This is a genomic window from Allocoleopsis franciscana PCC 7113 (genome assembly GCF_000317515.1).
GTDB classification, from domain to species: Bacteria; Cyanobacteriota; Cyanobacteriia; order Cyanobacteriales; family Coleofasciculaceae; genus Allocoleopsis; species Allocoleopsis franciscana.
This window is the reverse complement of the sequence record NC_019738.1, coordinates 6276340-6289952: the sequence shown is the minus strand read 5'-3', so window position 1 is coordinate 6289952 and position 13613 is coordinate 6276340. Positions and strand designations below refer to the sequence as shown.

Annotated in this window: 16 protein-coding genes; 13 read left to right on the top strand and 3 right to left on the bottom strand. The window is 47.1% G+C overall.

Translation table 11 applies throughout. The features are described from left to right. Positions 1–10: 10 nt before the first annotated feature. The 13 genes from MIC7113_RS25800 (at position 11) to hemH (ending at position 11397) form a co-directional block, all read left to right on the top strand. Complete coding sequence (locus MIC7113_RS25800; protein WP_015185146.1) at positions 11–247, top strand: hypothetical protein; 237 nt, start codon at positions 11–13, stop codon at positions 245–247. Positions 248–514: 267 nt separating this feature from the next. Next, positions 515–1030 carry a photosystem I reaction center protein subunit XI gene (locus MIC7113_RS25795; protein ID WP_015185145.1) on the top strand — a complete coding sequence of 172 codons (516 nt, stop codon included), beginning with the start codon at positions 515–517 and terminating at the stop codon, positions 1028–1030. 109 nt (positions 1031–1139) lie between these two features. Beyond that, on the top strand, positions 1140–1256 hold the full coding sequence (locus MIC7113_RS35065; protein ID WP_015185144.1) for a photosystem I reaction center subunit VIII: 117 nt from the start codon (positions 1140–1142) through the stop codon (positions 1254–1256). Positions 1257–1391: 135 nt separating this feature from the next. Next, positions 1392–1895, top strand: coding sequence for a pentapeptide repeat-containing protein (locus MIC7113_RS25790; RefSeq protein ID WP_015185143.1), 504 nt, complete (start codon positions 1392–1394; stop codon positions 1893–1895). Positions 1896–2492: 597 nt separating this feature from the next. Then, a complete protein-coding gene (aroF, locus tag MIC7113_RS25785; protein WP_015185142.1) occupies positions 2493–3353 on the top strand; it encodes a 3-deoxy-7-phosphoheptulonate synthase in 861 nt (286 codons plus the stop codon). A 247-nt stretch (positions 3354–3600) separates the two neighbouring features. Beyond that, entirely contained in the window at positions 3601–4944 is a 1344-nt protein-coding gene (locus MIC7113_RS25780; RefSeq protein WP_015185141.1) for an ABC transporter ATP-binding protein, read from the top strand. A 146-nt stretch (positions 4945–5090) separates the two neighbouring features. Beyond that, positions 5091–5270, top strand: a complete 180-nt coding sequence (locus MIC7113_RS25775; protein WP_015185140.1) for a chlorophyll a/b-binding protein — start codon at positions 5091–5093, stop codon at positions 5268–5270. 52 nt (positions 5271–5322) lie between these two features. After that, positions 5323–5502: a chlorophyll a/b-binding protein gene (locus MIC7113_RS25770; protein WP_015185139.1), complete on the top strand. Its 180-nt coding sequence runs from the start codon at positions 5323–5325 to the stop codon at positions 5500–5502. 140 nt (positions 5503–5642) lie between these two features. Beyond that, on the top strand, positions 5643–7127 hold the full coding sequence (gene gatB, locus MIC7113_RS25765; protein WP_015185138.1) for an Asp-tRNA(Asn)/Glu-tRNA(Gln) amidotransferase subunit GatB: 1485 nt from the start codon (positions 5643–5645) through the stop codon (positions 7125–7127). A 374-nt stretch (positions 7128–7501) separates the two neighbouring features. Next, entirely contained in the window at positions 7502–8743 is a 1242-nt protein-coding gene (gene argJ, locus MIC7113_RS25760) for a bifunctional ornithine acetyltransferase/N-acetylglutamate synthase (protein ID WP_015185137.1), read from the top strand. 195 nt (positions 8744–8938) lie between these two features. Continuing rightward, a complete protein-coding gene (locus MIC7113_RS25755) occupies positions 8939–9481 on the top strand; it encodes an AAA family ATPase (protein ID WP_015185136.1) in 543 nt (180 codons plus the stop codon). Positions 9482–9565: 84 nt separating this feature from the next. After that, positions 9566–9940: a hypothetical protein gene (locus tag MIC7113_RS25750; RefSeq protein ID WP_015185135.1), complete on the top strand. Its 375-nt coding sequence runs from the start codon at positions 9566–9568 to the stop codon at positions 9938–9940. Positions 9941–10233: 293 nt separating this feature from the next. Then, positions 10234–11397, top strand: a complete 1164-nt coding sequence (gene hemH / locus MIC7113_RS25745) for a ferrochelatase (protein ID WP_015185134.1) — start codon at positions 10234–10236, stop codon at positions 11395–11397. A 162-nt stretch (positions 11398–11559) separates the two neighbouring features. On the opposite strand, the gene rpsU is transcribed toward hemH, so the two are convergent. The 3 genes from rpsU to dusB all read right to left on the bottom strand — a co-directional run bounded on the left by rpsU (position 11560) and on the right by dusB (position 13569). Beyond that, the gene (gene rpsU, locus MIC7113_RS25740) at positions 11560–11739 is read right to left on the bottom strand and encodes a 30S ribosomal protein S21 (RefSeq protein ID WP_015185133.1); all 180 of its coding nucleotides are present in this window, start codon (positions 11737–11739) and stop codon (positions 11560–11562) included. A gap of 278 nt (positions 11740–12017) precedes the next feature. Beyond that, entirely contained in the window at positions 12018–12299 is a 282-nt protein-coding gene (locus tag MIC7113_RS25735; protein ID WP_015185132.1) for an RNA recognition motif domain-containing protein, read from the bottom strand. A 262-nt stretch (positions 12300–12561) separates the two neighbouring features. Continuing rightward, positions 12562–13569: a tRNA dihydrouridine synthase DusB gene (gene dusB, locus MIC7113_RS25730; protein ID WP_015185131.1), complete on the bottom strand. Its 1008-nt coding sequence runs from the start codon at positions 13567–13569 to the stop codon at positions 12562–12564. Positions 13570–13613 lie beyond the last annotated feature (44 nt).

Here is a 13613-nt window from a genome sequence, read left to right as displayed (position 1 = left end):
AGTGCCAGCAATGAGTTCAGCAGAAATTTATCGAGGTTGGATAATTGAGGCTAGACCCGTATTCTGCGTTCAGGTCTGGAGTGCTACGGGTGAATGCGTGATTCCCATTCATAATGCTAAGACCGAGGAAGAAGCACTGCATTTTGCCAAGCGCTGGATCGATCTGCAAATGACACCAGATCGAGTTAAACCTCAACCGAGTGATTCGCCTCCCCCTGACTTTGACGACGACGACATTCCGTTTTGACCCAAGCACTTGGGTTACCTCAATCCCCTCGCTGCCTGTTGGTGTCCGGTAGCCTAATTTTCCCCCAGTTCCTTAACAGCTAAGGTGCTCGCGTCCTATGCACCTGCTTTCGCTTCCTCTGGAAGAGGGATGAAATCGCCAGTGAAAGAAAGTTTAATGAACTTTTCTAAAGGTCACAGCAGATTCTGCCATTGGGTAACCCCTACTTGCGTAGAATGTGATCTCAAGTTCTTCTGTAACCTTTTAGACAAATAGGAGACGTTCAGCATGGCTGATCCCAGAGATACAGAGCTTATAAAACCGTTTAATGGTGACCCTTTTACGGGGCATTTATCAACTCCCATCAGTGATTCCGGTATCGTTAGGGCTTTCCTCAACAATCTCCCCGCCTACCGCAAAGGCATATCACCCCTTCTGCGAGGTCTAGAGATTGGTTTGGCTCACGGTTATTTCATCATCGGCCCTTGGGTCATCTTTGGCCCACTGCGGGACTATCCGGGTGCCGCCAGTTTAGGTGGATTAATTTCAGGCGTAGCTTTGATTATCATTGCAACCGCCGCTATGGCTGCCTATGGCATTGCCAATTTCCAAGAAGGCCATAATAATGCCGTTGCTAAGCAAAACCCCAAAACCCCTGCTGAACTAACTACGGCTGACGGCTGGAGCCAGTTTGCGGGTGGGTTCTTTATTGGTGGCATGGGTGGCGCTTTCGTGGCTTACTTCCTGCTGGCCAATTTTGATGTTGTGGATGCCATCCTCCGTGGCGTCGTTCACAATACATAGCCATTTTTGGGCTGGCAGTCCTTGGCTTTAAGTGTTTGACTTAAGCCATCCGTCAGCTCTTGGTAATATCCGTTTTGAAACCCTGTAAATTTAGCGAGGAAAGTTTGATATGACAGGTGCATACGCAGCTTCATTCTTGCCCTGGATTTTGATTCCCGTCGTGACTTGGCTCCTGCCTGCTGTGGTAATGGGTCTTTTATTTATCTACATTGAAAGCGACGCTTAACCCATTTTCAAAGCCTAAACGCCATTTTTAATTAATTTTTGAAAATGCCCTGCCTAGGCGCTAAGCGAAAGCTACACGAACAGGTAGGGTATTTTCTGATTAAGATTATGGTGGTATCTAGTTAGTTGATACGTAATGGATACGGATGAACTGAAGCGGCGTTATCTGGCTGGAGAACGAAATTTTCATCGGGCAAACTTAAACGGCTCAGATTTGCGTAAAATCCCATTAATGAGAGCCGACTTGCTGAAGGCAAATTTGCACAATTCTAACTTAAGTGGAGCGAACCTCACGAGGGTAAACCTTTACCAAGCCAATCTGAGTAAAGCCGATTTGCGCCAAACAATCTTCAATGAGGCAATATTACATGGTGCTGAACTCACTGGAGCCAATTTACATCGAGCTAGCTTGATCAAGGCCGATCTGTGTGAAGCTAACCTGAAAGGGGCAAGTCTAACTCATACTAACTTGGGCGCGGCTAAACTGAGTGGAGCAAACCTGAATAATGCCAACTTAACTTGGGCGAATCTGCGTAAGGCCGATCTGAAGAACGCTAACCTAGAGGGCGCAGACCTAAGCGGTGCTAAATTTTGCAATACAATCATGCCTGATGGGAGCATGAGAAATGATGATTGCTGAACCTAGGTGGCGATCGCTGTTATATCCGTAGCAAGCATGACGACACAACCAAGGCAGTAGGGGCACAGCATCATCAATCATTCATTGTGCCTAAGCCGATATATTAGGGTTGCCTTGCCCCTAGCAAAGATAGATTTTTGGTTAGATGCCCCCTTGGAAAAAATTAGAATTCAGGATTTTGTGGTTGAGATGGCAATTTCACTCCCCACGGGTATTGACTAAGTCCTGATAAGCTTGCTAGGGTAGGCGCATTACAGAACTCAACAAATAGTCTCACTAGCGCTACAGCCATGTTCAGCAGCCGCCATTACTTTTATTTTTGGTTTAGGGAGGTTCACCGGTGGTGAAAACAGTTCCCCATGGAACCGACCCGGTGGACCGCAGAACAAAGGCTGTGGTCCATTATTTTTTTAAGGTAAATACACCTCAAAATCCAAGCATGACCCTTTCCCTCAATAGCTGGCTTTACGGCTTTTATTTTTGGCCCCGATACGCTTCCGGGTAGGTAAAGTCACGCCAACTTTCTACGACAACCCGGAACCTGCAAAGGAACCGGGTTTTTGATTTTTCACCCATCTAACAAAGGAATCCGACCACATGTTGAATGCCAAACTTGCTACACAATCTCATCCTAACCACAACACCCTTGTCAAACTCTCGGATAACGTCACCTTCGGGGCAAGAGAACTTGTAATTATTGGGGGGCCATGTGCCGTTGAAAATCGCAGACAAATGGAACTCGTTGCTCAACAACTTCAGCACGCACCCGTTCAGGCGCTACGGGGTGGTGTTTTCAAACCCCGGACATCTCCCTACTCGTTTCAGGGCTTAGGTGTGGAAGGATTAGAGATATTGTCAGAAGTGCGATCGCGCTACAATCTTCCGGTAATCACCGAGGTCATGACCATTGATCAAATCGAATCCCTTGCACCCCATGGGGATATGCTTCAGGTTGGTAGCCGCAACATGCAAAACTTTGATTTACTCAAAGCACTCGGTCAAATCGACAAGCCAGTCCTGCTGAAGCGAGGGTTAGCTGCAACGCTTGAGGAATTTGTCATGGCAGCCGAATACATTCTCAGCCACGGTAACTCTCAAGTTGTATTGTGTGAACGCGGTATCCGCAGTTTCGATAACTTCACTCGCAATGTGCTGGATTTAGGAGCCGTCGTAGCACTCAAGCAGCTTACTCACCTGCCCGTGATTGTAGACCCCTCTCATGCTGTGGGCAAGCGGGAATTGGTCGCCCCTCTGGCTAAAGCGGCTGTGGCTTGTGGAGCTGATGGACTGATGATTGAATGTCACCCCGAACCGGAAAAATCAGTTTCCGATGCACGTCAGGCACTTTCTTTGGACGATATGGTGGATTTAGTCGAGAGTTTACGACCTGTTGCCGTCGCCGTTGGACGACAGATTGCGGAACCTTTAAATCTGCCACAATTGGCGATCGCGTCTTAATCTTAAACAGAGGACGCTCACACCAAGTTGCATTCATACATAGTAGATTCATTTTCTGGGTGTTCCCGCGTCCCCGCCTCTGGGTGTCTGTCTCAACTACTATGTATGAAATTAGGGGTTTGCTCTAACCTCGGATATAACCACCGCACTTCATACACTCAAGTAAGTATTTAGACTCCTGTTGCGATCGCCTTAGCGACAGGGAAGAATAACTGAATAAGAGGCCGTAACGGAATGGGAATTGATCGTGGCGCAGGTTGTTCTAGAAAATATTTATAAAAGCTTTTCAGGTCGTAAGGGAGAGCGAACCGTCACACCAGTAACAGCAGAACCTCTGCTCTCGCCGGTGGATGAAGCGCCGGTGGTTGCCGTTGACAAATTTTCTTCTAAAGAAAATTCTACTGCACAAAAATCAACAAATGTCAATGTATTGCGACGCATTAACCTCACCGTAAATGATGGCGAGTTTATGGTGCTGGTTGGCCCTTCCGGTTGCGGCAAAAGTACCTTGCTGCGATTGATTGCGGGGTTGGAGCAAATGACGGGCGGCAATATTTGGGTGAATGATCGCTTAGTTAATGACCTCCCCCCCAAAGAACGAGACATCGCCATGGTGTTTCAGAACTATGCCCTCTATCCCCATTTAACAGTCTATGACAACATAGCCTTTGGACTACGGCGCACAAAAATGCTAACTCCGGAAACGGAGATTTCCAGTGGGGAAGAGCAATCTGCACAGGAGATTCCCCAGTGGGTAGAGGATTTCTTCGTCGCAATGACGCGATCGCTTCCCAAAGGAATCCGCTATTTTTCTGACAAGGAGAAAGCCGTTGATGAGCAAGTCCGTCGGGTGGCGCAGTTGTTACAAATCGAGCCACTGCTGCACCGACTACCCAAGCATCTCTCTGGGGGACAACGGCAACGAGTTGCGCTAGGACGGGCAATTTCTCGCAATCCTCAAGTGTTTTTGATGGATGAACCCCTCTCCAACTTGGATGCCAAACTCCGGGCGGAAACACGCAGCCAAATTGTGAAACTTCAGCGGCAGTTGGGAACCACCACAATTTACGTCACCCACGACCAAACCGAAGCGATGACAATGGGCGATCGCATCGCTGTGATGAATCACGGGCAAATCCAACAACTTGCTCCCCCGCTGGAACTTTACAACCATCCCGCCAACCAGTTTGTGGCGGAATTCATCGGTTCACCGCCGATGAACTTTATCTCCGTTCAGATTAAAGCGCCGCTTCTCATTACCCATCCTCAGTTCCGCCTCACCCTTCCCGAAGCCTGGGCACCTATTCTGAAAAAATACGACGGACGTTCCCTCACGTTAGGCATTCGTCCCGAACATCTCATCGTTAGCGTGCCTGCGCCCAAAAACCTACCCGTACAAGTTGAACTGGTAGAAGCATTGGGAAACGACACTTATTTAACCGTGTCGCTAGCTGAAGCATCTCCTTTACAGGTGAGAACCGCACCCGATCAACTCGTTCAAATGGGCGATCAACTTTGGCTATCAATAGTAGTTGATAAGATTCATTTTTTTGACCCCCAAACAGGTTTAGCCGTTCGACCTGATTCTTAGGGTTAAGCCTTGTCCTTCTAAAGAGTGAGTTCCCCAACCCAGCAGCTTCTGACCTGGGAGAGATAGCTTTAGCCTCAGTCTTCGTTAACTTTATTAAAGTAAGCTTGACGAAAGCAACAAAATATTCATTATAGGAATCGGCAATCATGCAACCCTCAAACACTCCTCCCATCATCAATCCTGAAGAGCGTAATGCTTGGAAGACAGGTATAACACCTCAAGCAGAAATCTGGAATGGACGCCTTGCAATGATTGGCTTTGTCGCTGCCCTGCTGACTGAGATATTAGCGAACCAAGGGGTGCTGCACTTCTGGGGCTTAATGTAAGTCCTTAACACTCACAAGTTTCACTCAAATTTTAAGAAAAGGAAAATCAACCATGACAAATACACCAAACACACCCATTACTAACCCCGAAGACCGTAACGCTGTCAAGTTCGGCTTCACCCCCCAAGCCGAAATCTGGAATGGACGTTTGGCAATGCTTGGTTTTGTTATTGCCATCGCCATTGAATTGTTTACGAATCAAGGTGTTCTACACTTTTGGGGACTTCAATAGGTAAATGTATTGCCCCATTAATCTAATAGGAGAAACCTAGGAGGTTTGATCAGACCTCCTAGGTTTATTTATGTCTGGTGTTTGGCGTCTCCTAAACTAGAGTAAAGACCTGTTGCGATAAGACAGCAAACAAAACGCCTATGACCACTGCTGCACCGATTAAAACTCAGTATGAAGCAATTATTGGTCTAGAAACCCATTGTCAGCTGAGTACGGAAACTAAAATTTTCTCTCATTCCTCTACAGAATTCGGTGGGACTCCGAATACAAACATCGATCCAATTTGTTTGGGACTGCCTGGGGTATTGCCCGTCCTGAATCAAAAGGTACTGGAATATGCTGTAAAAGCAGGCTTAGCCCTGAATAGCAAGATTGCCCCCTACAGTAAGTTTGACCGGAAACAGTATTTTTATCCCGATCTGCCTAAGAATTACCAGATTTCTCAATTTGACTTACCGATTGCCGAACACGGATGGCTGGAAATTGAACTTCCTGATGAAGCAGGTAACCCCATCCGCAAAAGGATTGGTATCACTCGTCTGCACATGGAGGAAGACGCAGGAAAATTGGTTCACGCAGGGAGCGATCGCCTTTCCGGTTCCACTTACTCTTTAGTCGATTACAACCGTGCGGGTGTACCTCTGATCGAAATTGTCTCAGAACCCGATATGCGTTCTGGGCAAGAGGCGGCAGAATATGCCCAAGAATTGCGCCGAATTATGCGCTACATCGGTGTCAGCGACGGCAATATGCAGGAAGGTTCGCTACGCTGCGATGTGAATATTTCCGTGCGTCCCGTCGGACAGGAGGAGTTTGGCACCAAAGTCGAAATCAAAAACATGAACTCCTTCAGCGCCATCCAAAAGGCGATTGAATACGAAATTGAGCGGCAAATTGCAGCGGTTGAAGCTGGAGAGCGCATTATTCAAGAAACTCGCCTGTGGGAAGAAGGTAGCCAACGCACGATTAGTATGCGGGTAAAAGAAGGTTCCAGCGATTATCGTTACTTCCCCGAACCCGATTTACCTCCAATTGAGGTATCTAAAGAGCAATTAGAGCAATGGGGTAGCGAACTTCCCGAACTTCCTGCCCAAAAACGGCATCGCTATGAAAGTGAATTGGGGCTTTCTGCCTACGATGCGCGTGTACTAACAGATGATCGCCAAGTAGCAGAGTATTTTGAAGCGGCTGTGGCTACAGGGGCTAATGCCAAACAAACGGCTAACTGGGTGATGGGAGATATTGCGGCTTATCTCAACAATGAGAAAGTGGCGATCGCAGAAATTGCCCTCAAGCCAACAACCCTGGCAGAACTGATCAACTTGATTGAAGACGGCACCATTAGCGGTAAGATTGCCAAAGAGATTTTACCCGAACTGCTCGCTCAAGGGGGTTCGGCTAAAGAATTGGTGGAACGTAAGGGTCTGATCCAAATCTCTGATACGAGTCAACTCGAAGCCATTATCGATGAAGTGATTGCGGCTAACCCCAAGGAACTAGAACAATATCGCAAGGGCAAAACTAAGCTCCAAGGCTTCTTTGTTGGGCAAGTGATGAAGAAAAGCAGTGGGCGGGCTGATCCTAAGCTCACTAACCAAATCTTGGGTAAGAAGCTGAATGGCTAGGAGTGGCGACTTATCTGAGTTCATCAAATTCAGATGTAAACTTCACAAAAATCACACAATAAGGGGTATCACCCCTCACCCCCGTATTGTTATAGTGTGCTTAGTAGATGCACCCTGATAGTCGGGAGAGTCGCTTAAGTGGCTCTCCTTTTTTGTGCCTATAAACGCCAATCAGAAAAAAATCTGAATAGGGGGTGACACCCCCCACCCCGAACCTTTATACTTGTGAGAAGTAGATGCACCCTGATGATCGGGAGAGTCGCCTCAAGTGGCTCTCTTTTTTTTTGTATCAATACTAGTCGCTTCGCTGTCTAACCCCCTGAGACTTGATATAATCGCCTCTCAAACAGGAGTCAAGGTTTTCAGGAGGCGTCATGTCAGACTGGCAAGAAATTACAGGCGGTGTTACAGCTCCCAGAGGATATCGAGCGGCAGGAATTACCGCTGGACTGAAACCTTCAGGACTTCCAGATTTAGCATTGATTTTGTCAGATGTAGATGCGATCGCAGCGGGTGTGTTCACAACCAACCAAGTGTGCGCGGCTCCCGTAGAATACTGTCGTCAACGACTGCAAGCCAAAGCGAGTACTCGTGCCATCTTAGTCAATGCAGGGCAAGCGAATGCCGCAACGGGTGAGCAAGGTGGGAAAGATGCTCTGGAAAGTGCGAAAGCCTTGGGGCAAGCGCTGAATATTCCACCCGAATCAATTTTGATCGCTTCAACGGGTGTGATTGGGCAACGAATCCGCATGGATGCCCTATTGTCAGGAATTCCTCAACTTGTCGCCGCTGCCTCAGAAACGGGTTCGGACTCAGCCGCGCGATCCATTATGACTACAGATTTAGTGCCTAAATCGATTGCGCTGGAAACCACCATTGGCGATCGCACCGTGCGGGTGGGTGGCATTTGTAAAGGTTCTGGCATGATTCATCCCAATATGGCAACCCTACTGGCCTTTGTTACTTGTGATGCTGTTGTCTCAACATCACTGTGGCAACAGATGTTAAGTCGGGCAGCGGATAAAAGTTTTAACCAAATTACGGTTGATGGTGATACTAGTACCAACGACACCTTAATTGCTCTGGCAAATGGTCAATCCCGAACGGCAGCCATTACGGAAATGGGGCCAGAAGCGGAAAAATTGGAGGCAATGCTAACAGCCGTTTGTCAACATTTAGCCAAAGCGATCGCACGGGATGGAGAAGGCGCAACTTGTCTGATTGAAGTACAAGTTTCGGGCGCAGCCGATGACAAAGCGGCACGTCAAATTGCCCGAAGTATTGCTGGCTCATCTTTAGTTAAATCGGCGATATTTGGTCGCGATCCCAATTGGGGCAGAATTGCCGCCGCCGCAGGTTATGCAGGAGTACCCTTTGAGCAAGAAAATCTCCGAGTTCAGTTAGGGGATTTCTTGATGATGGAAAATGGTCAACCTCTTCCTTTTGACCGTGCAGCCGCTAGTAATTATCTCAAACAAGCGGCGGCAGGTGAGTACTTAAAAGAAGATACTGTTTTAATTTCCGTAAGTGTTGGTAATGGACATGGCACGGGTAAAGCTTGGGGTTGTGACTTGAGTTATGACTATGTGAAGATTAACGCGGAATATACAACTTAAATTTGTCAGGCGTCAGCTCTGTGTCTTCTAATTTAACGGACAACGGACAGGCGGCACGCCTGTCCTACTCGCTGATACCGTTTTCTCAAAAAGTTACAACAGATGTAATCTTTCTCTACTCTTAAAAAAGGGGCAGAGCTGTAAGGTGTAGCGTCTGAAGCAGAAGAGATAGACCTGTTTACCCATAATGAATTGATGCTGTCCTCCAGTTACAATCAGCGAATTTCTGTAGTTGGCACATCTGGCTCAGGTAAAACTACCTTGGCGCGTCAGATTTCTCAACGTCTTGCTATTCCCCATATAGAGCTAGATTCACTCCACTGGGAAGCGAATTGGACAGAAGCACCGATTAATATTTTCCAAAAACGTGTAGAACAGTCGCTAAGTACTAATAGCTGGGTGGTTGATGGCAATTACAGTAAAATACGCCCGCTGATCTGGAGTCGGGCTAATACAGTTGTCTGGCTCGACTACCCCCTACCTGTGATTATGGGGCGACTGTTAGGGCGAACGTGGCGACGAGTTGTGATGCAAGAAGAACTTTGGAGTGGAAACCGGGAAACGTGGCGACAAACATTCAGCCATGATTCCATCTTGCTGTGGGCGCTAAAGACTTATCGCAAAAATCGAAACAAGTATCCCATTCTTTTGGCTCAACCTGAATATATCCATCTCAAGGTAGTGCATTTATCTTCACCCAAAGCTACAGGCACTTGGCTGGCAAATTTGACAGTATAAAAAGTGTGATTCGCCTGAAAGCGATCGCCTTTGGCGCTGCCCTTTGGGCAATCACGATGCTGCTTTTTGCCGGGATAAAACATCATGATCAACAAATACGGGATCATTTGCCTTGCCTTAATTTTGGGATTAGTCCTTCTACCGCGCTTAACCCTTGCTCAATCACCAGGGTTACTGGAATCTCGGATTGCTCGAATAGAATCTGAAAATTTCCAACTGCGATCGCAAGTTAGCCGCATTGAGTCTCAACTCGCTCAACTAAGTGGGCGTCCTCTCTCATCCCCTCAAAAACCTATTCCAAATTCACCCACTCCCCAAATTTCCTCTAGAAGCAATCGTCGGCAAGTGTCTTCCTCCGATCCGATGTTTGAGCGCCTTGCTACCTTAGTCATTGAACTCAAAGAGCGTGTACAATCCCTAGAATCACAAGTAGCTGAACTCCAAAAGCCACGCAGATAAAGCCGTTCACTTCTCGCCCTGAATCAACAGGTCTAAAACCTAAAATATAAAGAAATTATTAAGCTTTGTCAGGGAAGTGGGTGAAATCGCCCTTTTGAGCCTACGCCAATGGCTACCCGTTGAAAAATGCCATTAGACAGCCAGGGGTATTTATAACTCCAAGTCCTTGAAAGAGTTGCCACTGCTCACGTCCTGGTAAAGATGTATGTTTATTACTGAGAATTCAAACCACTAAGAGAATATATTGTTAAAATCAGTAACAAATATGAAAGTTTTTGGAAGCTGTAACTACTATGGGCCGTGTTGGGGTTTTATTACTAAATTTGGGAGGACCCGATGAGTTAAGGGATGTCCGTCCCTTTCTATACAACTTATTTTCGGACCCCGAAATTATTCGTTTACCCTTCTCCTGGCTGCAAAGTCCCCTGGCTTGGTTAATTTCCACATTACGTGCGAAAAAATCTCAAGAAAACTACCGACAAATCGGTGGGGGTTCACCGTTGCGGCGCATTACAGAGGCTCAGGCTCAAGCTCTCCAAGAACATTTGCAACAAAACGGGAAAGACGCCAGAGTTTATATCGGAATGCGTTACTGGCATCCCTTCACAGAAGAAGCGATCGCCCGGATTAAGCGCGACGGGATTACAGATTTAGTCATTCTTCCTCTGTATCCTCAATTTTCCATCAGTACCAGCGGTTCCAGCTTCCGTTTACTCGAAAAAATTTGGCAAGAAGACCCAGCCCTTAACCGAATTAACTATACGGTCATTCCTTCCTGGTATCAGCAGCCCGGTTACCTGCAAGCGATGGCGCAGTTAATCGCCCAAGAACTCGATCAGTTGCCCAACCCTGACTCTGTTCACATTTTCTTCAGTGCTCATGGCGTTCCTGTTAGTTATGTCACAGAGGCCGGTGACCCCTACCAAAAAGAAATTGAGGATTGCACAGCCCTTATTATGCAAACCCTCAACCGTCCTAACCCCCATACTTTGGCTTATCAAAGTCGAGTTGGCCCGGTAGAGTGGCTCAAACCCTATACAGAAGACGCCCTTCAAGAGTTAGGTGCTCAAGGCATCGAAAATTTGCTCGTGGTACCCATTAGCTTTGTCTCAGAACACATCGAAACGCTACAAGAGGTTGATATGGAGTATCGACACCTTGCAGAAGAAGCGGGTATTGGTAGCTTCCATCGTGTACCCGCCCTCAATACCCATCCGATGTTTATCGAGTCCTTGGCAACTTTGGTGGTTGACTCACTTGACGCCCCTAGTCGCCAGTTTTCTGAAGTCATCCGTCCCACGAAGAAAGTCAAGATGTATCCCCAAGAACGTTGGGAGTGGGGAATGACCACAGCCGCAGAAGTGTGGAATGGTCGTCTTGCGATGATTGGTTTTCTGGCTTTAGTGTTGGAATTAATTAGTGGTCAGGGACCTTTGCATTTTGTCGGGTTATTGTAATTGTAAATCATGATTCTGAATCAGGATTAGGGTGCGTTCTAACGTACCCTGCTGTTTACTGTTTAGATCGCTCTTTAATCTTGAATAAAACAAAGCTGTAAAGGCGTCACTCACGCCTCTACAGAGTTATCGTATTAGAGCAAACATCGATAGTGGGACAAATTAGTTCATCCGCCGCTTGCGCCTTCTGGCAACAGCTTTCCGCTTTTTCTTTTCGATGGGGGTCTCAAAGTGACGTAAACGCTTCATATCTGCAAATATTCCAGCCTTTGACACTTGACGCTTGAAGCGCCGCAGTGCAGACTCAAGTCCTTCATTTTCACCGACAACCACTTGGGTCATGCTATCTTCTCCTGAGCGTGAACAAATAATTTAGTATGAATGATGTCTATCATCCATGTAAATTTCTAACAAACTGGGTGATAACAAGCAGTTGGATGCACTGCTTTGTTTATAAATTAGCGTCAAAGCAGCGCTATCGAATATATGCTCACCGCACGTTGATCACCTCACACTACTGGAGTAAAGGGAGAGCAACTTCTGAGTGTTGAGTTGCATCAGGTGACTAAATGTCAATTAACTAAAACTAAAGAGTTGGTGTCTGGAGAGCAACGCTTACCTTAATAGCGGCGTGAGTAACTACCACTGCGTTTTTGATCTTCGCGAGGCTTTGCCTTGTTTACTTTTAAACTACGACCCATCCATTCCGCACCATCAAGCTCTTGAATCGCTGCATCTTCCTCAGCTTCTGTTTCCATCTCCACAAAACCAAACCCGCGAGAGCGACCTGTTTCACGGTCTGTTGGAATTTGAACACGTTTTACAGTTCCGTATTCCGCAAAAACGCTACTCAGATCTTCTGATGTAACCTGGTAGGAAAGGTTACCTACATAGATTGACATAAAAAGTCTCCAGAATCAAATAACGCAGAGATTTAGATCCGGAGAGAAGCCTGTAAATACCCAACACAAAAACTGCCACCGAACATAATTCTCGCTAACTACCCTAGCACATCAACTTGTTAACTAGCCAGTTGATCTAAGGACTCGGATGCCTCTAGACATATCCTAAGGCTAACCGAGTTGATCATTTCGGCTTTCGCCGATTTACAGCTCATCTTTTGATTAGCCTAGATAGCTGTTTTAAATTGTGAACAGAGCAAGCTTATGGTAAGGCGGCTATTGCCTGCTCAATTAATTCAACACCCTGCTCAACGGTTTCAATCACAGCCAACTGCCCTCGCAATTCAGCTGCCCCAGGAAAACCTTTAGTATACCAAGTCATGTGTTTTCTGGACTGACGAATGCCGCGATCGCCTTTATACTGCCACAAGGCTTCCAGATGTTCTCGCGCACATTCTAGGCGTTCTTCTGGTGTCGGGGGCGTCAATAATTGTCCGGTTTTCAGGAAGTAATCAATTTCTCCGACTAAGAAGGGATAGCCGAGTGTCCCTCGCGAGCACATCACCCCATCCGCACCCGTTTGTTTTAAGCAATTGACGGCTGCCTCGACACAGAAGATATCTCCATTGGCAATCACCGGGATCGAGAGAATCTCCTTCACTCGTCCAATCCATTCCCATTGGGCATTCCCATTGTATCCTTGGGCGCGAGTCCGTCCATGAATGGTGATCATCTGCGCCCCAGCATCTTCCATCCGTTTGGCAAATTCTAGGATATTAATCTCCCCATCACTCCAACCAATGCGGGTTTTTACGGTAACGGGGACACAAACCGCTTGGACTACAGCCCGCACAATCGCCTCAGCGGTTTCCGGTTGCCGCAATAGAGAGGAACCGCCACCGTTTTTCGTTATTTTATTAACCGGGCAACCCATATTAATATCCACCGTATCCGCCCCTTCCTCCACTGCCTTCTGTGCGGCTTCCGCTAAAAAATCTGGACGGCAGTCAAACAGTTGAATACTGATGGGTCGTTCGTTGGGGTCTACCTCCATTATTTTAGGCAGAGCTTTAGCGTAGCGCAGTCCGGATGCATGAACCATCTCTGTATACATCATCGACTCTGGGGCATAGCGTCGCACCAGACGGCGAAACACCAAATCTGTGACACCAGAGAGGGGTGATTGTAAAACTCGGCTGTTCACTTCCACAGAACCTATCTTCAGCGGCGTGGAGAGTTGGGCTTTCAAGCTAGGAGATAGGGAAACCATAGAAGTGATATTGCAGCAATTTAGCTTTTTTATTCTACTCAGTA